The organism is Acidovorax sp. 107, from assembly GCF_003058055.1.
GTDB lineage: Bacteria > Pseudomonadota > Gammaproteobacteria > Burkholderiales > Burkholderiaceae_C > Acidovorax.
In genome coordinates, this window is record NZ_QBTZ01000001.1 from 3,796,761 (window position 1) to 3,815,943 (window position 19,183).

Genomic DNA, 19,183 nt, shown 5'->3' on the forward strand with positions numbered 1-19,183 from the left:
CAGGTGTGCCAGAGCGGTTGTGGATGAGAAGATTTGAATGGAAATGGCTGAATGCGCTAGTGGAATATGCGCTGACAGCTATTGATTTGATAGTGAATGGGGTGTTGCCACATGTCGCTGGTCGGGGTGGACCAGACGGTCCTGGACACTGTGTTGACAAATTGTCGACACAGTGTCCGCCGTCACTTCAGACCCGCCTTGCGCAGCCGGTAGCTGAACTGCCGCAGCGTCAGCCCCAGGCTCTGCGCAGCGCGCGACTGGTTGCCGTGGTGCTCGGCCAGTGCTGCCTGCAGCACCAACACGCTGTGCGACTGGGCGGGTGCGTAGTCACGCACCAGCGGCGCCGGGGTGGCGGCCGGCTGTGCTGCTGCGCCGGTGGTGGCTGGGGGCGGCGGTGCAGGCGGCGGTGGCAAGGGCACGGACGCAGCCGGTAGAAACCGGTCCAGCTCCGCCCGCGTCACCAGCGTGTCATTGGTCAGCAGCACCAGCCGCTCGATCACATTGCCCAGCTCGCGGATGTTGCCGGGCCAGGGGTGTTCTTCCAGCCGCGCGAGCGCGTCGGGCGACAGGTTCACATTGCGCTGGTGCGCCTGGTTGGCGCGGCTCACAAAGTGCAGTGCCAGCGCGCGGATGTCCTCCCGCCGCTCGGCCAGCGAGGGCAGGTGGATCGGAATCACGTGCAGGCGGTAGTACAGGTCTTGCCGAAAGCGGCCGGCCTCCACATCGGCCGCCAGGTCGCGGTGGGTGGCCGCCACCAGGCGCACGTTGACCTTGACCTCGCGCTGCCCGCCCAGGCGCACCAGCGTGCCCTCTTGCAGCGTGCGCAGCAGTTTGGACTGCAGGGCCAGCGGCAGCTCGCCAATCTCGTCCAGAAAGATGGTGCCGCTGTCGGCCTGCTCAAACCAGCCCGCGCGGGCTGTGCTGGCGCCGGTGAATGCGCCTTTCTCGTAGCCAAACAGTTCAGACTCGAACAGCGCGTCCGGAATGGCCGAGCAGTTGACCTTGATGAAGGGCCGGTCGCGCCGCCCGCTGGCCAGGTGTACGGCGCGCGCAAACAGCTCCTTGCCCGTGCCCGACTGGCCTAGCAGCAGCACGGTGGCCTGGGTTTGCGACACGCGCTCCAGCTCGCTCAGGGCCTGCAGCAGTGGCGGCGAGCTGCCAATGAGCCCGTAGCGTGCGCTCTTGGTATTGAGCGCATTGGCCAGCACGGCGTTGCGCGCCTCCAGCTGCCGTGTCTGCTCGGCCACCAGCGCTTCCAGCTGCAGCAGCTGCCCCACCAGCGTGGCCAGCACGCGCAGCACCGCCAGGTCGTCGTTCAGGTGGCGTTGGCGGCTGCGGATGCGGTGGCAGGCCAGCACGCCGATGGGGGCGTTGTTGACCTCGATGGGCAGGGCGATGAAGGCCACCGTCTCGGGCGGCAGCTGGCTGCGCGCCACCGCGCGGGCCAGGAACAGCGGTTCGGCATCGATGTCCTGCACGATGGCAGGCTGCCCCGTGGCCAGCACCCGGCCCGTGATGCCCTCACCCCAGGCATAACGGCCCCGCGCCACCTCGGCCTGGGTGAGGCCGTAGGCATGTTGGATGGCGGCGGTGCGCGGCGCGCCGGCTGGGGCGGTGGGCGCTGCGTCCACCAGCACGATGCGACCCCGGTTCAGGCCCAGCAGCTCGCTCATCAGGTGCAGCATTTCGCGCAGCACCAGGCCGGGCGCCAGGCTGCGGCCGATGAGGCGCATCACCTCGCGCATCAGCAGCAGCTCCTGCGCGTGCCAGTCGGTGAGGGCGCCCTGGGAGGCGCGAGCAGAGGGCGTTGGGGGCATGGAGTCTGCATTGCAAGTTCTGCGCCCGGTTGCATTAAAGTTGCCCGCATTCCTTCCTTTAGACCTTTGCCGAAAGCAGCACCACCATGACCACCCTCGGAACCCCCCTGTCTCCCCACGCCACCAAAGTCATGCTGCTGGGCTCGGGCGAGCTGGGCAAGGAAGTGCTGATTGCGCTGCAGCGTCTCGGGGTCGAGACCATCGCCGTAGACCGCTACGACAACGCGCCCGGCCAGCAGGTGGCCCACCACGCGCGCACCATCACCATGAGCGACCCGGCCCAGCTCAAGGCGCTGATCGAAGCCGAGCGCCCGCATCTCGTCGTGCCTGAGATTGAAGCCATCGCCACCCCCATGCTCGAAGAGCTGGAAGCCGCCGGCACCGTGCGCGTGATCCCCACGGCCCGCGCCGCGCGCCTGACCATGGACCGCGAAGGCATCCGCGTGCTGGCTGCTGAGACGCTGGGCCTGCCCACCAGCCCTTACAAGTTCTGCAACTCGCTCGAAGAGCTGCAGGCCGCGATTGACGCCGGGAATGGGAACGGGGTGGGCTACCCCTGCATCGTCAAGCCCGTGATGAGCAGCTCCGGCAAGGGCCAGAGCAAGATCGACGGCCCGGCCGACGTGCAAAAAGCCTGGGACTACGCCATGGCCGGCGGCCGCGTGAGCCACGGCCGCGTGATCGTCGAGGGCTTCATCGATTTTGACTACGAAATCACGCAACTCACCGTGCGCTCGGTGGGCGCCGACGGCCAGATCGTTACCAGCTTTTGCGACCCCATCGGCCATGTGCAGGTGAGCGGCGACTATGTGGAAAGCTGGCAGCCCCACCCCATGCACCCGGCAGCGCTCGACAAGTCGCGCCAGATCGCCAAGGCCGTGACCGACAACCTGGGTGGCCAGGGCTTGTTTGGCGTAGAGCTGTTCGTGAAAGGCGAGAACGTGTGGTTCAGCGAAGTGAGCCCGCGCCCGCACGACACGGGCCTGGTCACGCTGTGCACCCAACACCAGAGCGAGTTCGAGCTGCACGCCCGGGCCATCCTCGGGCTGCCCGTGGACACCAGCCTGCGCAACCCCGGCGCCAGCGCCGTGATCTATGGCGGTATGGACGCCCAGGGCATCGTGTTCGACGGCGTAGACGAAGCCCTGCGCGTGCCTGACACCGACCTGCGCCTGTTCGGCAAGCCCGAGAGCTTTGCCAAGCGCCGCATGGGCGTGGCACTGGCGCGCGCGGCCGATGTGGACACGGCCCGCACCAACGCCAAGCTGGCCGCGAGCAAGGTCAAGCCACGCAAGGCGTAGTTGGGAAATTTGAGAGAAATTGGCTTCTGGTGCTTAATCCATAAGCGCTAGTAGCTATGTATTCAGGAGCATTGGCATGCCCGGCGTGCGGCGTTCTGTCCTTTCGCTTCATCACTCCCGGATCTGTCGCCCCGTGAGCTTGAGGAACAGGTCTTCCAGGTTCGCGGGCCGGTGCAGCGTGCGCAGGTGGCCTTGCTGGCCCAGCGCCTGCAGCAGCGGCTGCGCGTTCTGGGTGTAGAAAAACACGGTCTCGCCACTGACCTCCACGCGGGCGGCCAGGGTGCGCAGCGCGGCGTCTTCCGCCATCTGCACGGCACCCACGCCAAACACCTCCACCACGTCGGGCTCCAGGTGCTGGGCAATCAGTTCGCGCGGGCGGCCTTCGGCGATCTTGCGGCCGTGGTCCAGCACCAGCAGGCGCGAGCACAGGCGCTCGGCCTCGTCCATGAAGTGGGTGGTTAGCAGGATGGATTTGCCTTGCTGCAGCAGCAGTTGCAGCCGCTCCCACATCAGGTGGCGGGCTTGGGGGTCGAGGCCCGTGGTGGGCTCGTCGAGCAGCAGCAGGCGTGGGTTGTTGACGAGGGACCGGGCCAGCGACAGGCGCCGCTTCATGCCGCCGGACAGTTCGCCTGGCTTGGCATCGGCCTTGTGGGTGAGGGCGGCAAACTCCAGCAACTGGGGCACGCGCTCGTCCATCACCGCGCCTTTCAGGCCGAAGTAACGCCCAAACACGTGCAGGTTCTCGGCGCAGGTGAAGTCCGGGTCCAGCGTGTCGAACTGGGTGACCACGCCCAGCTGCGCCTTGATGGCCAACGCATCGCGGGGCATCAGCAGCGGGGCCGTGCCGGGCTGGGGGGTGAAGTGCACTTCGCCCCCGTCGGGCGACGCCAAGCCCAGGCACATGCGGATGGTGGTGGTCTTGCCCGCGCCGTTGGGGCCGATGACGCCCAGGCATTCACCGGGAGCAATGGCAAAAGACACGTCGTCCACCACCGTGGTCTCGCCATAACGCTTGCGCAGGTGCAGGGCTTCAAAAAGTGCGGTCATGGAGGGATTGTGTGCGACGAGTGCGCCGGTGGTGCTTGGGGGTGGCGGTTTTGCCAGAATCAGCCGCAGGCGCTAGTGGGTATTGCGCCTGCTGCTATCAAAACAGGACTCCTTGCCTCAGTCCGCAGCGACCAGCCGCCCCCGGCCCGCCGTCTTGGCTGAATACAGGGCGCCATCGGCACGGGCCATCAGCTCCGCCAAGCCGGCTTCGCCAGGTTGCAGCACGGCCATCCCGGCGCTGTAGTCCAGCGCAAAGCCCAGCTCGGCCACGCTGGCGGCATGCAGGCGCTTGCGCAGCCGCCGGTCCAGCGCCAGGCCGGCGGGCTCGCTGTTGTGCAGCAGCAGCACGCCAAACTCCTCACCCCCCAGGCGCCCGACCAGGTCGCCGCTGCGGCAGGTGCCGCCCAGCAGGCGGGCAAACAGCTGCAGGGCTCGGTCCCCCGCCTCGTGGCCGTGGGTGTCGTTGACCTGCTTGAAGTGGTCCAGGTCCAGCATCAGCGCTGTCATGGGCAGCTGGTGGCGCGCGGCGTGTGCCAGCAGGCTGCTGCCTTGGGTGGTGAAGCCGCGCCGGTTGAGCACGCCGGTCAGGCCGTCCGTCATCGCCAGCGTGCGCAGCTTGTGTTCGGCCTCCGACCGCCAGGCCACCAGCACGGCCACCGTGCCGAGCACCAGGCTCACGTTGGTGGCAACGGCCGCTGCCAGGTTGACAGGGTGGGGGGTGCGAAAGCTGGAGTACTGGTCGGTGAAGGCGCCCAGCATGCCCCGCGCCAGCGTGAACGCGGCCGACGTCAGCAGGCAGCCCAGCAGCAGGCTGCGCCAGCGCAGGTTGGCCTCGACCACGGGCGCCAGGGTGGCGCGCGCAACGATGCACAGAATGGTGGCCATCAAGAAGTTGGCCCAGCCCACGCGCCAGGCGTAGTGACCAAAGCCCAGCGTGTAGCCCAGCGGGGCGGCAATCACCAGCAGCAGCAGCAGGCGGCGCAAGGGGCGGGGGCCCAGCCATTCCTCCAGCGCCCGGTACAGCATCCACTGCGCGGCGGCGTTGCAGGCAATCGACAGGGTGGAGAGGGCTTGGTCCCACAGGGTGGATGAGGCAATGATGGCTGCCCAGGCCACCGCCTGCAGCAGCATGCTGGCCTGCACATGGCGGGCCGCACGGCTCACGTCCCGGCCCATGATCAGCGGCAGCGCGGCCGAGATCATGAACAGGTTGGCCGCCATGACCGTCATCAGGGTGAGGAAATCCAGTGGCATACGCGGCGGCCCCGGGGCGGTTTACTGAAACGCGACCTCGGCAAAGCTGCGCAGCTTGCGGCTGTGCAGGCGGTCCACGCCGCCGTTGCGCAGGATCTCGATGGCGCGCATGCCGATGCGCAGGTGCTGGTCCACCCGCTCGCGGTAGAAGTGGTTGGCCATGCCGGGCAGCTTGATCTCGCCGTGCAGGGGCTTGTCGCTCACGCACAACAAGGTGCCATAGGGCACGCGGAAGCGGAAGCCGTTGGCGGCGATGGTGGCGCTTTCCATGTCCAGCGCCACGGCGCGGCTCTGGCTGAAGCGGCGCTGGGGCGTGTTGTCGGGCAGCAGCTCCCAGTTGCGGTTGTCGGTGCTGGCCACGGTGCCGGTGCGCATCACGCGTTTCAGGTCTGCGCCGCTGATCTGCGTGACATCGGCCACGGCCTGCTGCAGCGCGAGCTGGATCTCGGCCAGCGCGGGGATGGGCACCCACAGTGGCAGGTCTTCGTCCAGCACATGGTCCTCGCGCACATAGGCGTGGGCGAGCACGTAGTCGCCCAGCTGCTGGCTGTTGCGCAGGCCCGCGCAGTGGCCCAGCATCATCCAGGCGTGTGGGCGCAGCACGGCGATGTGGTCGGTGATGGTCTTGGCGTTGGCCGGGCCCACGCCGATGTTGACCATGGTGATGCCGCTCGCGTCCTTGCGCACCAGGTGGTAAGCGGGCATCTGCGGCAGGCGGGGCGGGGCGGCGCCCAGCTCGTCGCCGGCCTCGGCGCTCAGGCCCACGCGGCGCGTGACCACGTTGCCGGGCTCGATGAATGCGATGTATTCGCTGTCCGGCTTGGCCATCTCGGCATGGCCCAGGCGCACGAATTCGTCGATGTAGAACTGGTAGTTGGTGAACAGCACAAAGTTCTGGAACCACTCGGGCGCCGTGCCCGTGTAGTGGCGCAGGCGGTGCAGCGAGTAGTCCACGCGCGGCGCGGTGAACAGCGACAGCGGCTGCGCCTCGCCCGGCGCGGCCTGCCAGGTGCCGTTGGCGATGCCGTCGTCCATGGCGGCCAGGTCGGGCAGGTCGAACACGTCGCGCATCAGCATGCGGCGGGCCTGGGTCAGCGTGCCTTCGATGTGGTCGTGCTCGGCAAACGAGAAATGGATCGGGATCGGGTGGGTGCTGGTGCCCACTTCCAGTTCCACGTTGTGGGCCGCGCGCAGCAGGCGGAACTGCTCGGCGTAGTAGTTGGCAAACAGGTCGGGCCGGGTCAGCGTCGTCTCATAGCGCCCGGGGCCTTCCACAAAGCCATAGGCCAGCTTGGTATCAGCCCGCGCCACGGTGGTGGTGTGCACCCGCACAAACGGGTAGAACGCGCGCACCGGGCCTTCAGGCGTCTCGCCCGCCACAAAGCGCTGCATGGCGTCGCGCAGGTGGCCGATTTGCTGCTGGTAGATGCGCTGCACCTGGGCCAGCGCATCGGCCGGGTCGGTGTGGCGTGTGGGGGCGATGAATTCGGGGATGAGGGGCATACCCCTATTGTCCACAAGCCGAAGGCCTCGGTAGGAAACCAGCGGCTATTGCTTCAGCCAGTGACCGGCGGCCTCGGTATCCATGGGCATTGCCACCACAAACCCCTGCATCAGGTCACAGCCCAGCCCTACCAGCAAGCCGATTTGCGCCTGCGTCTCCACTCCCTCTGCCACGGTCTTGAGTTGCAGGCTGCGGGCCATCTGGATGATGGCGGTGACGATGGCGACATCGTCGGCGTTGCCTGGGGTGTCGGCGACAAACGATCGGTCGATCTTGAGCTTGTCGATGGGGTAGCGTTTCAGGTAGGCCAGGGACGAGTACCCGGTGCCGAAGTCGTCGATGGAGATGCCGACGCCCAACGCCTTGACGGCGTGCAGGGTGTTCAGGGTCTGGCCCGTGTGGTGCATCAGCACCGACTCGGTGAGCTCGATCTCCAGGTATTGCGCGGCGAGCCCGGTTTCCTGCAGGACCGCGGCAATGTCGGCGGCCACGTCGCGCTGGCGGAATTCGAGGGCCGATAGGTTGACGGCCACGGGCACCATGGCGAGGCCCTGGTCCTGCCACGCCTTGAGCTGGCGGCAGGCCTCACGCATCACCCAGCGGCCAATGGGTGCAATGAGGCCGCGAGACTCCGAGAATGTGATGAACTCGTCCGGCCCGACCAGCCCGCGCTCGGGGTGGCGCCAGCGCACCAGCGCTTCCAGGCCCTGCAGCGTGCCATCGGCCAGGCAAATTTGTGGTTGGTAGTGCAGCACGAAGGCGTTTCGGGCGATGGCGTCGCGCAGCAGCCGCTCCTGATGCAGTACGTCGAGGGCGCCCGCTTCCATGCTGGAGGTGTAGAACTGGCGGTTGCCGCGCCCGCTGTCCTTGGCGTGTTGCATGGCTGCGTCGGCGCAGCGCAGCAACACGTCGGCGCTGTCTCCATGGTCTGGATACAGGCTGATGCCGATGGACGGGGAGATGGTGAGCGGCAACTGATCGACCGTGAACACACCATGCATCGAGTCCAGCAGCTTGTCGGCCACCATGGCGGCGTCGTCGGCTGTCTGCACGTCGGTCAGGACCACCACGAACTCATCACCGCCGATCCGCGCGACCACATCGGCGTCCCGCACGCCGTGGCGCAGGCGCTCGGCCACGTTGCACAGCAGCTGGTCGCCCGCGTGGTGACCAAGCGAGTCGTTCACGGTCTTGAAATGGTCCAGGTTCATGAACAGCACTGCCACCCGGCCATGGCGCCTGCGTGCCAGCGACAGCACCTGCGACAGCTGCTCGATCAGGAAGTGGCGGTTGGGCAACTGCGTGAGGGGGTCGTGCAGCGCAATGAAGGCCTCGCGCTCCTGGGCCTGTTTGCGGGCCGTGATGTCACGCACCACCACGATGCGGTAGTCCGCGTGGTGCAGTGGCATGGTCTTGCCCACAACCTCCACGGGGATCGCATGGCCGTCCTTGTGGCGGATGGTGACTTCGTAGGGGTCCTCCCGGCCGCTGCGGGTGTATTCCAGCGCAGTGGCGCGCCATTCGGGGCTGATGAAGTTGAAGATCGACAGGCCCAGCACCTCGTGCAGCGCAAAACCTGTGAGCCGGTGCAGCGCCTCATTGCCATCGGTGATGATGCCGTCGCGGTGGAACACGATGGCCTCGTCCGTAGCCTCGGTGAACTTGCGCATGCGCTCTTCACTCTGGCGCACGGTGCGCTCGGCGCGCCAACGCTCGGTGATGTCGGTGATCAGCACAAACGAGCCCAGCTGCTGCCCCGTGTCGCCAAAATGCGGGATCAGGTTGACCTCGATCATGCGCGCTTCGCCATTGGGCAGGGTCTGTTCGCGCGTGTACTTCACGTGCTCGCCCTGCACGCACCGTTCCACATGCGGCTGGATCACTTGCCACGCCTTGGCGCCGATGGCCTGCTCTACCGTGAGGCCCAGAATGGATTCAGTGCTGTGGCCGTTGTAGGCCGCGTAGCCCTGGTTGGCAAACCGGCACAGCAGGCCGGGCAGGTCGTAGTAAGCCATCATGGCCGGGACCGAATCGGCAATCAGCCGTAGCAATGCGTCGCTGGAGCCACTGGGGCCAGGGGTGGAAGCTGCGTTGTGGGGGTCTTGCATGGGCAGGCTCCGATGGGTTTCGTTATAGCCGATCCACCTGACATTCAGGCTAGGGGCAACTCCGCATGGCCGCCGTGCGCGGGGCGCGATGGTGGCCCTTTCTGTCACCATGGGGTGTGGTCAGAGAAACAAAAAAGCCAGAAAGGGGCGGGAGTTCCATGCAGGAGTTCGGAGGTTTTTCGACAGCGCTGGCTGTGCTGGCGAGCGCGACGGGCTGCGGTTTGCTGATGGGCATCGAGCGGGAGCGCCGCAAGGGCGCGGGGCCCGACCGGGCCCCGGCCGGGGTGCGGTCGTTCACCCTGGCCTCTCTAGGGGGGGCCGCTGCTGCGCTGACGGCCATGCCCGCGCTGGTGGCGGTGGGGGCCGCGCTGGTGGCGGCGTTGACCGTGGTGGCCTATGCGCGGGACCGCTCCAGCGACCCGGGCGTGACCACCGAGATTGCCCTGTTGCTGGCCTATGTGATCGGGGTGATTTGCGCACGCGACCAGTTGCTCGCTGCCGCCCTGGCGGTGCTGGTGACGGGGCTGCTGGCGCTGCGGGGCGCCCTGCACCAGTTCTCCAACCAGTGGTTGCAGCCCGGCGAGGTGCGCAGCGGGCTCATTCTGGCTGCGCTGGCTTTGCTGGTGTACCCGCTCGCCCCCAACACCCCCCTGTGGCAAGGGGTGCTGAACCCGCAGGTGGTGGTGCGCCTGGTCATCGTGCTGCTGGTGATCCAGTCGCTGGCGCACCTGGCCAAGCGGCTGATGCAGGCGCGCCATGCGGTGGCGCTGTCGGCGCTGGCGTCGGGCTTTGTGTCGAGCACCGCCACCATCGGCAGCCTGGGCATGGAGGTGCGCGCGGGCCGGGCACCGTCACGCGCCCACGCCGGGGCTGCGGTGCTCTCATGTGTGGCCACCATGGTGCAGATCGTGGTGGTGGCTGCTACCGTGCAGCCCCAGTGGCTGGCGCGGCTGTGGCTGCCTGCGCTGGCGGGTGGATGTGTGGCGGCGGCCGTGGGCTGGTGGGGCGGGCGGGGGGTGGCGCGCCGGTCCGCCAAGGCTGCAGATGCCGGGGTGGACGGGGCTGTTGCCGTCCCCCCTGATACCCCCATGTTCAAGCTGCGCGACGCCTTGCTGATTGCAGCCTTGCTCACGGGCATCCAGGTGGCGGTGCAGGGGCTCACCGTCTGGCAAGGCGATGCGGGCATGCTTGTGGGCGCCTTGCTGGCGGCCCTGGCCGACGTACATGCGGCCACCGCCGCCGTGCTGGTGCGCGGTGGCCCGGACAGCGCGTTCGCACCCGCCATCGTGCAGGCGTTGATGGCCGCGCTGCTGGTGCATGCGGGCAGCAAATGCGTGGTGGCCCTCGCCAGTGGTGGCTGGCGCTACGTTGTGGCCGTGGCACCGGGCGTGCTGGCGCACACCCTGGCCTTTGTGGGGGTGCTGGCCCTGCAGGCATAGCGGCCTGAGAGGGCCGGGCCGGATAATCGGCCCATGACCTCCAAAGAAAACCAAGCCCGCACTGATTTCAGTGCGCTGGCCCTCAGCCCCGCCATGCTGGCCAACCTGCAGCAACTGGGCTACACCACGATGACCCCCATCCAGGCGTCCAGCCTGCCGCCGGCCCTGCTGGGCAAGGACCTGATCGCCCAGGCCAGCACCGGCAGCGGCAAGACCGCCGCGTTTGCCCTGGCCCTGCTGGCCAACCTCAACCCCCGCCGTTTTGCCGTGCAGGCCCTGGTGCTGTGCCCCACGCGCGAACTGGCCGACCAGGTGACCACCGAGATCCGCCGCCTGGCGCGTGCCGAAGAAAACATCAAGGTCGTCACCCTGTGCGGCGGCGTGCCGCTGCGTGGCCAGATGCTGAGCCTGGAGCACGGCGCCCACATCGTGGTGGGCACGCCCGGCCGCGTGATGGACCATCTGGAGCGCCAGCACCTCACGCTGGAAGCCCTCAACACCCTGGTGCTGGACGAAGCCGACCGCATGCTGGACATGGGCTTCTTTGACGACATCGCCACCGTGGCGCGCCAGTGCCCCAAAGAGCGCCAGACCCTGCTGTTCTCAGCCACCTACCCCGAAGGCATCGCCAAGCTCAGCGCCCAGTTCATGAAATCGCCCGAGCAGATCACGGTGCAGGCGCAGCATGCCGAGGGCAAGATCGAGCAGCGCTGGTACGAGGTGAAAAACAGCGAACGCCTGCATGTGGTGTCGCAGCTGCTCAACCACTTCCGGCCCGACTCGTCCATCGCCTTTTGCAACACCAAGCAGCAGTGCCGTGACCTCGTGGGCGTGCTGCAGGCGCAGGGCTTCAGCGCGCTGGCGCTGTTTGGCGAGCTGGAGCAGCGCCAGCGCGACCAGGTGCTGGTGCAGTTTGCCAACAAGAGCTGCTCGGTGCTGGTGGCCACCGACGTGGCCGCGCGGGGCCTTGATATTGCCAACTTGGCCGCCGTCATCAACGTGGACGTGACGCCCGACCCCGAGGTGCACATCCACCGCATCGGCCGCACCGGTCGGGGCGACGCCGAAGGCCTGGCGCTGAACCTGGCCAGCCTGGACGAGATGGGCAGCGTGGGCAAGATCGAGCAACTGCAGGGCCGCGAATCGCGCTGGTTCCCGCTGGCGGACCTCACGCCCACGGGCAGTGGCCCGTTGGTGCCGTCCATGGCCACGATCCAGATCATCGGCGGCCGCAAGGAGAAGATCCGCGCGGGCGACGTGCTGGGCGCGCTGACCGGCGACATGGGCTACACGCGCGAGCAGATCGGCAAGATCAATGTGAACGACTTTTCCACCTACGTGGCGGTGGACCGTGTCATCGGCGCGCAGGCTGTGCAGCGGCTGAACCAGGGCCGGGTAAAGGGCAAGACGGTGAAGGCGCGCCTGGTGACTGGAACGCAGGAATTTGAATAAAAAGCGCTGGATGTGCTAGTGAATAAAGCGCTAATAGCTATTGAATTAATAGCGTTTTGTGTCCATGCCTCATCGCCTCATCGCCTCATCGCCTCAACGCCGGGCGGCGGCTGCCTCCAGCATCTGCACCATCTCGCCATAGCCGCGCTGGCGCGCCAGCTGCAGGGGCGTGTTGCCCTGCCGGTCGGTCAGGGCCTGGCTGGCGCCGGCCTGTAGCAGCGCCTGCAGCGTGGCCTGGTGGCGCGCGCCCCCGTTGCCCAGCACGATGGATTCGATGAGCGCCGTCCAGTGCAGGTTGTTCACATGGTCCAGTGGCGCCCCGGCTGCGATCAGCTGGCGCACCACGCCGTCATGCCCCAGGTGGGCAGCGGCGATCAGGGCCGTGCCGTCGTAGCGGCTGGTCACCTGTTTGGCGCTGGCGCCCAGTTGCAGCAGCAGGCGCAGCGTGGCCTCGTCATCGGCCACGGCGGCGATGGTCACGGCGTCGTAGCGATCGTTTTCCAGCGCGTTCAGATCGGCCCCGGCCTGGGCCAGGGCGCGGATCGCGTCTGCCTGCCGGGCAAAGGTGGCCACATGCAGCGGCGTGCGGCCGTAGCCATCGCGGGCATTCACATCGGCCCGCGCCGCGATCAGTTTGGAGAGTGCTTGCAGGTCGCCCCGCGCCGCAGCCGCATGCATGCCCTGGTAGGCCGCCGTTTCTGCCGCCGTGGGAGGCACCTGTGCCTGGGCTGGAGTGGCGCTGGCCAGTGCTGCGGCCAGGGCAAAAACTAGGTTCCAGGGCTTCATGGGGCCTCCGATGGCGTGCGTTGTGGGTGAGGATGGGTGATTACTTCAGCAGATCCTGCACCTTGGCGATGCCCGCCACGGCGCACTGCTCGTCCAGGTGGCCGCCGGGCGCACCGCCCACGCCCACGGCGCCGATCACTTCGTTGCCCACCTTCACCGGCACGCCGCCGCCCAGCAGCAGATAGCCGGGAATGTTCACCAGGTTGGCGGCCGCAGGGTTCTTCTGCGCGCCTTCCATCATGGCCAGCGTGGTGTTCTTGGCCGATGCCGAGGTGTAGGCCTTGAGGCGGCTGGCTTCCAGTGTGTGGGGGCCCGCGTTGTCGGCGCGATGCACGGCGCGCACGGTGCCTGCACGGTCTACCACGGTGGCAGTCACGGCGTAGCCGTTGGCGGTGCAGGTGGCCACGGTCTGGGCGGCGATCTGCGTGGCCAGGTCCAGCGACATGTTCTTTTCGGTGCGCACGCCTTCGGCGCTGGCGGCGGTGGCGATCAGGGACAGGGTGAGGGCGGCGGCTTTGACGAGGGTGCTTTGCATGGTGTTCTCCGGTGTTTGTGACGTCGGTGCCACCCTTTGTGGCGCCGTGGGAGAACTGTAGAAACTGCCGCTGTTTTCAGCCATTCGGGTGGTTACGCGCGCGCCTCCGTAGAACTACTGAATACACGCATCCCCCTGTGGCGCTGCGCGCCTTCCCCCTTCTCTCGCCCCGCTGCGCGGGTCGGGAAGGGGGACGCCGCCAGTGCGGCGGGGCGGCCCTTGCACGGCGGCCGCTGGCGAAACCTCGGCTTCACGCGCCAGGGACTGAATCCACCAGTGCCGCGTACCGCCGGATCAACTGCGCCAGCGACTCGGCCCCCAGCTTGGCAAACAGGTTGGCGCGGTGGGTTTCGACGGTGCGGGGCGAGAGTTCGAGCGCCCGGCCGATTTCCTTGTTGGTCAGGCCTTCGACGATCAGGCCCAGTACCTCGCGCTCGCGGGCAGACAGTTGAACAAAGCGTTCACGCGCTTGCTGGTCGGCCTGGTGCCGCTCGCGCGAGCGCACATGCTGGCGCACGGCGTTCTGCAGGGCCTCGATCAGCACCTCGTCATCCACAGGTTTTTCGAGAAACTCTGCCGCCCCGGCTTTGAAGGCGCGGCGGCACATCTCCACCGTGCCGTGGCCGGTGAGCAGGATCATGGGCTGGTCCACGCCCTGTGCCAGCAGTTGCTCCAGTACCGTGAGTCCGCTGATGCCGGGCATGCGCACGTCGAGCACGATGGCGCCGATGCTGGCGCGGTCAAACCCCGCCATGAACGACTGCGGGTCGGCCCAGGTCTGCACACGCAGGCCGACGGTACTGATGAGCAGGCCCAGGCTGTCACGCACGGCGGCGTCGTCGTCCACCAGGTGGATCAGGGGCGAGAGGGAGCGGGCGTTATCGGTCATGGGCGGGCGGCGCTGCACACAGGGTCAGCACAAACTCGGCCCCCCGGTGAGTGGCGGAGGGGGGCGTGGCTTCGGGCGCCAGGGTCAGTTGTGCACCCATGGCCTGCGCCAGGCTCTCGCACAGCGTGAGGCCCAGGCCCAGTCCGCCGGTGCGGGTGGTGTAGAAAGGCTCGAACAGGTGCTGGCGTGCCTCGGGCGGTATGCCCAGCCCATGGTCGCGCACCGAGAGGGCCACGCGCCCGGCGTCCACGCGCACCATGGCCAGGTGCAATTGGCGTTCTGCCAGTGGCACCTGCTCCAGCGCCTGCAGGGCGTTCATCAGCAGGTTGTGGATGATCTGTTGCAACGCCACGGGTTCGGCCAGTACGTTGGGCAGATCCGGTTCGGCAGCCACCTCGGGCACCACGCCGCGCTGCGCCAGCTCGGGCTCCAGCAGGTGCAGCACGTCTTGCACGGCGGTGGGCAGTGCCAGGGGCTGGGCCTGGCCTGCCAGGTCGGGCCGCTCCACCAGACGGCGCAGGCGGCCCACCACGGTGGATGCGCGGCGCGCCTGCTCCACCGCGCGGGCCATGGCGGTCTGCGCGGTGGCCAGTTCGGGCGGGTCGTCGGCCAGCAGGCGCTGGGCGGCCTGCGTGCTGGAGAGCAGCGCCGTGAGCGGCTGGTTCAGCTCGTGCGCCATGCCCGCGGCCAGTTCGCCCAGCGTGTTCAGCCGCGCCACCTGGCCCAGGCGCAGCAGCTCTTCGGCCCGCTGGCGGGCCACGCGCTGGCGCCACAGGGCGCGGCCTGCGGCCCACAGCGCGGCCGTCAGCAGGCACCAGCCCAGCATGCGCCACCAGGGCAGTTCGTGCAGACCCACGCTGCGGCGGGCCACCACGTCCAGCGGCTGGCTGGGGGCGGCCAGCAGTTTGTGAAAGTCGTAGGTGCGGATGCCGCTGCCCCGGTCGACCTGGCCGGGCTGCACCACAAAGGCCGTGCCGCCGTGCTCCAGCGTCACGCGCACCGGGCTGGTGGCCAGGTCCATGGGCCACTCGTCGGTGGGGATGGTGGTGCGCAGGTCGATGTGCAGCGCGTAGCTGGCGGGCGTGCCTGCCAGCACCAGGTAGTAACGGCCTGCGGGCAGGTTCAGCCCCGCCATGGCTGCGTGGCCCGTGCGCCGTGAGGTGGCCTCGGCCGCTGCCAGCTCGGCCTGCAGTGCGGGCGGCCAGTCGCTGTGGGCCGAGCGCTGCAGCACGTCCAGGATTTGCGGGTACACCGACGGGAGGCGGGGCAGGGGCGAGGCCGCGTTGTGCGGGCCATCCGCCGCAGTGGCGGGCTGCAGCAGCGCCAGCGTGGCCATGATGGCGTCGTGCTGCACCACGCGCTGGCTCAGCAGCCGGTGCACGATGCGTGCGTCGGTCTCAAATGCCGCGTGGAGTTGCTGCAGGCGGTCCATCACCAGCCAGCCGCAACCGATGCAGGCCACCACCACCCACAGCAGCAGGCTGGGCAGGTGCAGGGCGTGTCGGGGCAGAAGGCGGCGCCAGGCGGGGGGCATGCGCGGATTCTGGCATGGGGGCTGCGCCGGGGTCTTCCGTTAAACCGCGCTTAAGGTGGCTCTGGTGTAATTTCCGACTCGCCCGTTTCCGCTTCTTCTCCTACCCACCATGTCCGCTGCTTCGCCCGCACCTCACCCCTGGCTTTCACCCCGCAACCTTTTGTGGGCGTCGATTGCGGTGGCGGCGGTCACCATCGCGCTCAAGACGCTGGCCTGGGTAGTCACGGGCTCGGTAGGTCTGTTGTCGGATGCGATGGAGTCCTTCGTGAACCTGGCCAGCGCCATGTTTGCGCTGGCCATGGTGACGGTGGCCCAGCGCCCGGCCGATGACGACCACCCCTACGGCCACCACAAGGCCGAATACTTTTCGTCGGGGTTCGAGGGCATCCTCATCATGGGCGTGTCGGCAGGCATCCTGTGGGCGGCGGGGCACCGCTTGTTCGACCCGCAGCCCATCGAGCAGGTGGGCTGGGGCCTGGGCCTGTCGGTGCTCAGCTCGGCCCTGAACGGGCTGCTGGCCTGGGTGATGTTCCGCTCGGCGCGCGAGCACCGCTCCATCGCGCTGGAGGCCGATGCCCGCCACCTGGTCACCGATGTGTGGACCTCGGCCGGTGTGCTGGTGGGCATTGCGGGCGCAGCCTTGACTGGCTGGCTGTGGCTGGACGCGGTGGCGGCGATTGCCGTGGCGCTGAACATTCTGAAAGAGGGCGTGGAGCTGGTGTGGCGCTCGTCCCAGGGCCTCATGGATTCAGCGGTGGAGCCCGAGGTGCAGTCCACCATCGACGCCACGCTGCAGCAGTTTGTGGCGGCCCAGGCGCCGGGCGCTGTGCGCTTCGACCATGTCTCCACCCGCCGCGCAGGCCAGCGCCAATTTGTGGACATGCACCTGCACATGCCCGCCGACTGGACCCTGCGCCACGCCGCCGAGCTGCGCGGCCAAGTCGAGCGCGCGCTGATGACGGCCGTGCCCGGCCTGCGTGCCACCATCGAACTGCTGCCCACCGATGTGGAGGCGCATTTCGACGACCCCCGTGACGATGTGAAGGATGCCGTGAAGTGATCAGCGTATTGCAACGTGTGCGCGAAGCGCGAGTGGATGTCGATGGGCAGACCGTGGGCGCCATTGGCGCGGGCCTGCTGGTGCTGGTGTGCGCCGAGCGCGGCGACACCGAGACCGAGGCCGACAAGCTGATGGCCAAGATCCTCAAGCTGCGGATTTTTTCGGACGCGGCGGGCAAGATGAACCAGAGCGTGCAGGATATTGGTGGCGGCCTGCTGCTGGTCAGCCAGTTCACGCTGGCAGCCGACACCACCGGCGGCAACCGCCCGAGCTTTACCCAGGCGGCGGCGCCGGACGACGGGCGGCGGCTGTTTGACTACCTGGTGGCCCAGGCGCGCAAAGTCCACCCCGTGGTCGCCACCGGCCAGTTTGCGGCCGACATGCAGGTGCACCTGGTCAATGACGGGCCGGTGACGATCCCGCTGCGGATGCCGCCCGCCGTGGTGGCCGCTTGAGTGCTGCACAGAGCCGCCTGGGGTGTGCCTGCGCACGGTGAGGCGCTACGATGGGTTTTTAAGGGGAACTCTCATGTACGAAAAGATCCTGGTGCCTGTGGACGGCAGCCCCACTTCGCTCGCGGGCCTGAATGAGGCCATTGCCCTGGCGCGTGTGATGGGCTCCACCATCAAGCTGCTGCATGTGGTGGATGAAATTTCGCTGATGACGAGCTTTGAGGCCGCCATGGCGTTGCCGCCCAACGTGTTCGATCTCTTGAAGGAAGCGGGTCAGCAGGTGCTGTCGGATGCCGAGGCGCGGACGAAGGCCGCTGGCATTGCGGTGGAGGCCGAACTGTTCGAGAGTTATTCCGGGCGGGTCAGTGATCTGATCCTCACCAAAGCCAAGGAATGGGGCGCCCAGATCATCGTTCTGGGCACCCATGGCCGACGGGGTGTGGGGCGCATGCTGCTGGGCAGCGACGCCGAGCAGGTGTTGCGCCAGTCACCCGTGCCCGTGTTGCTGGTGCGCGGCGGCTGACCGCCATGTGGGCGGCGGTCCTGACCACGGGGTAGGTCAGCCCGTCACTGCCGCCAGAAGAGCACCGTCGGCATCACCGTCCCGGTGGCCATGATGGCCCAGCGCAGCACGTTGGCAGGCGTTGGCGCGCCCCGCGGGCGCGGCCGTAGCCGTCAGTCTTGATAGGCCGGCGCTACAGGCTATTGGGGTTCTGGTGTCTGCGAAGAAACCAGTGGCGACACAGGCAAAAACCGAAACGCCGTCGACGCCAGCGCCAGCCAGGCCGCAATGGCCAGCATGACGGCCGTGTGGGCATCCCAGCCCAGACGCTGGGCGCCGGTGGCCACGATGCCGGTGAACCACTGCATCAGCGCCACGCCCAAAAACATCGCCATGGTGTAGGCGGACAGGGCCCGGCCCGTGAGTGCGGGCGGGTACGACGCGCGCACATCGGCGTACTGCAGCACGCCGTAGCCCGACAGCAGGCCCATCAGCAAAATCAGCACCACGCTGGCCGCAGGGTGCACCCGCAAAAAGGCCAGCAGCGCGAACAGCCCGGCCATGAGCAGCGAGGCATTGCCAATCCACCACCGGCGGCGTTTGACGCCAGGATCCAGCCGGCCCGCCAACCCGGGGGCGAACAGTGCAATCAGCGACAGCCCCAGCGCCACGTTGCCGCTGTCCACCAGCGTGAGGTGGTAGCGGTCCATCAGCAGCGGCGCCAGCCACAGGCCCCGCAGCGACAAAAATGCGGCGTAGCCCGACATGCCCAGCAGCAGAATGCCCCAGGTGTGCGGCACCGTGAGCAGGTGGCCAAAGCCCAGCAGCGCCTGGCCCCAGGTTTCGCGCTGCGCCGGGGGCGGCACCAGCGGGGCGGGCTCGTGCACCCGCAGCCAGATCAGCAGCCACGACAGCGCGCTGAGCACTGCCAGCACGAAATAGCCCGTGCGCCAGCCGCCGCCGTGCTGCACCAGCCAGGCCAGCGGTGTGCCCGTGAACAGCAGGCCCAGCCCACCCACGCCCATGGCCACGCCCGACAGGTAGGCAAACCGGTCGGCCGGAAAATGCCGCGCAATGAACAGCGTGCAGGCCAGAAACGCGGGCGAGCAGCCCACGCCGATCATCAGCTGGCCCACCATCAGCCACGCATAGCCGGGCGCTGCCGCCGAGAGCGCAGCACCGCCAATCGCCAGCGGGAAGGCGGTGAGCACCGTGCGTCGCAGGCCCCACAGGTCCAGCCCCACACCCATCAGCAACTGGGCCACGCCGAACGACAGGCCGAACAGCCCGGCAAAGGCCCCCAGAGACCCCGGCGACAGCCCGAACTCGGCAGTCAGCCCCTGGGCCAGGATGGCGGTGGTGGTGCGAAACGCCTGGCTCAGCGCAAACCCGCTGAGCAGCGTGAGCAGCATGGCCCACAGCACGCGGGTCGGCGGGCGGCCGCTCTCTGCCCTGGGTGTCGGCGCGGGTGCCGGTGCCGCCGCAGGCGTGTACCTGGGCGTT

The 19,183-nt window shown here is 68.1% G+C and carries 16 protein-coding genes; 6 read left to right on the forward strand and 10 right to left on the reverse strand.

The window, feature by feature from the left end; translation table 11 throughout:
• Positions 1-182: 182 nt before the first annotated feature.
• Positions 183-1,817, reverse strand: a complete 1,635-nt coding sequence (locus C8C99_RS17715; protein WP_108626452.1) for a sigma-54-dependent Fis family transcriptional regulator — start codon at positions 1,815-1,817, stop codon at positions 183-185.
• 86 nt (positions 1,818-1,903) lie between these two features.
• Here C8C99_RS17715 and purT point away from each other — a divergent pair, with 86 nt between their 5' ends.
• On the forward strand, positions 1,904-3,118 hold the full coding sequence (gene purT / locus C8C99_RS17720) for a formate-dependent phosphoribosylglycinamide formyltransferase (RefSeq protein ID WP_056647312.1): 1,215 nt from the start codon (positions 1,904-1,906) through the stop codon (positions 3,116-3,118).
• 111 nt (positions 3,119-3,229) lie between these two features.
• Here the strand turns inward: purT and C8C99_RS17725 are convergent, their stop codons facing one another.
• The 4 genes from C8C99_RS17725 to C8C99_RS17740 form a co-directional block, all read right to left on the reverse strand.
• Positions 3,230-4,165 (reverse strand): ATP-binding cassette domain-containing protein, encoded by a 936-nt coding sequence (locus C8C99_RS17725; protein WP_108626453.1) that lies wholly within the window; start codon positions 4,163-4,165, stop codon positions 3,230-3,232.
• A gap of 117 nt (positions 4,166-4,282) precedes the next feature.
• On the reverse strand, positions 4,283-5,419 hold the full coding sequence (locus C8C99_RS17730) for a GGDEF domain-containing protein (protein ID WP_056647307.1): 1,137 nt from the start codon (positions 5,417-5,419) through the stop codon (positions 4,283-4,285).
• A 21-nt stretch (positions 5,420-5,440) separates the two neighbouring features.
• The gene (locus C8C99_RS17735) at positions 5,441-6,922 is read right to left on the reverse strand and encodes an AMP nucleosidase (RefSeq protein ID WP_108626454.1); all 1,482 of its coding nucleotides are present in this window, start codon (positions 6,920-6,922) and stop codon (positions 5,441-5,443) included.
• 45 nt (positions 6,923-6,967) lie between these two features.
• Positions 6,968-9,031, reverse strand: coding sequence for a bifunctional diguanylate cyclase/phosphodiesterase (locus tag C8C99_RS17740; protein WP_108626455.1), 2,064 nt, complete (start codon positions 9,029-9,031; stop codon positions 6,968-6,970).
• A gap of 158 nt (positions 9,032-9,189) precedes the next feature.
• Here C8C99_RS17740 and C8C99_RS17745 point away from each other — a divergent pair, with 158 nt between their 5' ends.
• Positions 9,190-10,470, forward strand: coding sequence for a DUF4010 domain-containing protein (locus tag C8C99_RS17745; RefSeq protein ID WP_108626456.1), 1,281 nt, complete (start codon positions 9,190-9,192; stop codon positions 10,468-10,470).
• Between the two features lie 33 nt (positions 10,471-10,503).
• A complete protein-coding gene (gene dbpA, locus C8C99_RS17750; protein ID WP_108626457.1) occupies positions 10,504-11,922 on the forward strand; it encodes an ATP-dependent RNA helicase DbpA in 1,419 nt (472 codons plus the stop codon).
• 93 nt (positions 11,923-12,015) lie between these two features.
• Here dbpA and C8C99_RS17755 read toward each other — a convergent pair whose 3' ends face one another.
• The 4 genes from C8C99_RS17755 to C8C99_RS17775 all read right to left on the reverse strand — a co-directional run bounded on the left by C8C99_RS17755 (position 12,016) and on the right by C8C99_RS17775 (position 15,666).
• On the reverse strand, positions 12,016-12,708 hold the full coding sequence (locus C8C99_RS17755; RefSeq protein ID WP_108626458.1) for an ankyrin repeat domain-containing protein: 693 nt from the start codon (positions 12,706-12,708) through the stop codon (positions 12,016-12,018).
• A 40-nt stretch (positions 12,709-12,748) separates the two neighbouring features.
• Positions 12,749-13,243: a heme-binding protein gene (locus C8C99_RS17760; protein ID WP_008907144.1), complete on the reverse strand. Its 495-nt coding sequence runs from the start codon at positions 13,241-13,243 to the stop codon at positions 12,749-12,751.
• Positions 13,244-13,493: 250 nt separating this feature from the next.
• Positions 13,494-14,132: a response regulator transcription factor gene (locus C8C99_RS17770; RefSeq protein WP_108627224.1), complete on the reverse strand. Its 639-nt coding sequence runs from the start codon at positions 14,130-14,132 to the stop codon at positions 13,494-13,496.
• Entirely contained in the window at positions 14,122-15,666 is a 1,545-nt protein-coding gene (locus C8C99_RS17775) for a sensor histidine kinase (RefSeq protein WP_056647281.1), read from the reverse strand. Before C8C99_RS17775 ends, C8C99_RS17770 begins: the two co-directional genes overlap by 11 nt.
• 109 nt (positions 15,667-15,775) lie before the next feature.
• Here C8C99_RS17775 and C8C99_RS17780 point away from each other — a divergent pair, with 109 nt between their 5' ends.
• The 3 genes from C8C99_RS17780 (at position 15,776) to C8C99_RS17790 (ending at position 17,701) form a co-directional block, all read left to right on the forward strand.
• Entirely contained in the window at positions 15,776-16,726 is a 951-nt protein-coding gene (locus C8C99_RS17780) for a cation diffusion facilitator family transporter (protein ID WP_056647278.1), read from the forward strand.
• Positions 16,723-17,181 (forward strand): D-aminoacyl-tRNA deacylase, encoded by a 459-nt coding sequence (gene dtd, locus C8C99_RS17785; RefSeq protein ID WP_056647275.1) that lies wholly within the window; start codon positions 16,723-16,725, stop codon positions 17,179-17,181. Before C8C99_RS17780 ends, dtd begins: the two co-directional genes overlap by 4 nt.
• Before the next feature lie 73 nt (positions 17,182-17,254).
• Positions 17,255-17,701 carry a universal stress protein gene (locus C8C99_RS17790; RefSeq protein WP_015015916.1) on the forward strand — a complete coding sequence of 149 codons (447 nt, stop codon included), beginning with the start codon at positions 17,255-17,257 and terminating at the stop codon, positions 17,699-17,701.
• Positions 17,702-17,880: 179 nt separating this feature from the next.
• Here C8C99_RS17790 and C8C99_RS17795 read toward each other — a convergent pair whose 3' ends face one another.
• Positions 17,881-19,092, reverse strand: coding sequence for a nitrate/nitrite transporter (locus tag C8C99_RS17795; RefSeq protein WP_233247258.1), 1,212 nt, complete (start codon positions 19,090-19,092; stop codon positions 17,881-17,883).
• Positions 19,093-19,183 lie beyond the last annotated feature (91 nt).

What these genes read in the sequence shown, in the direction of transcription:
- C8C99_RS17715 (WP_108626452.1), bottom strand. Translation starts at nt 1,817, where the DNA reads ATGCCCCCAACGCCCTCTGCTCGCGCCTCCCAGGGCGCCCTCACCGAC.
- purT (WP_056647312.1), top strand. Translation starts at nt 1,904, where the DNA reads ATGACCACCCTCGGAACCCCCCTGTCTCCCCACGCCACCAAAGTCATG.
- C8C99_RS17725 (WP_108626453.1), bottom strand. Translation starts at nt 4,165, where the DNA reads ATGACCGCACTTTTTGAAGCCCTGCACCTGCGCAAGCGTTATGGCGAG.
- C8C99_RS17730 (WP_056647307.1), bottom strand. Translation starts at nt 5,419, where the DNA reads ATGCCACTGGATTTCCTCACCCTGATGACGGTCATGGCGGCCAACCTG.
- C8C99_RS17735 (WP_108626454.1), bottom strand. Translation starts at nt 6,922, where the DNA reads ATGCCCCTCATCCCCGAATTCATCGCCCCCACACGCCACACCGACCCG.
- C8C99_RS17740 (WP_108626455.1), bottom strand. Translation starts at nt 9,031, where the DNA reads ATGCAAGACCCCCACAACGCAGCTTCCACCCCTGGCCCCAGTGGCTCC.
- C8C99_RS17745 (WP_108626456.1), top strand. Translation starts at nt 9,190, where the DNA reads ATGCAGGAGTTCGGAGGTTTTTCGACAGCGCTGGCTGTGCTGGCGAGC.
- dbpA (WP_108626457.1), top strand. Translation starts at nt 10,504, where the DNA reads ATGACCTCCAAAGAAAACCAAGCCCGCACTGATTTCAGTGCGCTGGCC.
- C8C99_RS17755 (WP_108626458.1), bottom strand. Translation starts at nt 12,708, where the DNA reads ATGAAGCCCTGGAACCTAGTTTTTGCCCTGGCCGCAGCACTGGCCAGC.
- C8C99_RS17760 (WP_008907144.1), bottom strand. Translation starts at nt 13,243, where the DNA reads ATGCAAAGCACCCTCGTCAAAGCCGCCGCCCTCACCCTGTCCCTGATC.
- C8C99_RS17770 (WP_108627224.1), bottom strand. Translation starts at nt 14,132, where the DNA reads ATGACCGATAACGCCCGCTCCCTCTCGCCCCTGATCCACCTGGTGGAC.
- C8C99_RS17775 (WP_056647281.1), bottom strand. Translation starts at nt 15,666, where the DNA reads ATGCCCCCCGCCTGGCGCCGCCTTCTGCCCCGACACGCCCTGCACCTG.
- C8C99_RS17780 (WP_056647278.1), top strand. Translation starts at nt 15,776, where the DNA reads ATGTCCGCTGCTTCGCCCGCACCTCACCCCTGGCTTTCACCCCGCAAC.
- C8C99_RS17790 (WP_015015916.1), top strand. Translation starts at nt 17,255, where the DNA reads ATGTACGAAAAGATCCTGGTGCCTGTGGACGGCAGCCCCACTTCGCTC.
- C8C99_RS17795 (WP_233247258.1), bottom strand. Translation starts at nt 19,092, where the DNA reads ATGCTGCTCACGCTGCTCAGCGGGTTTGCGCTGAGCCAGGCGTTTCGC.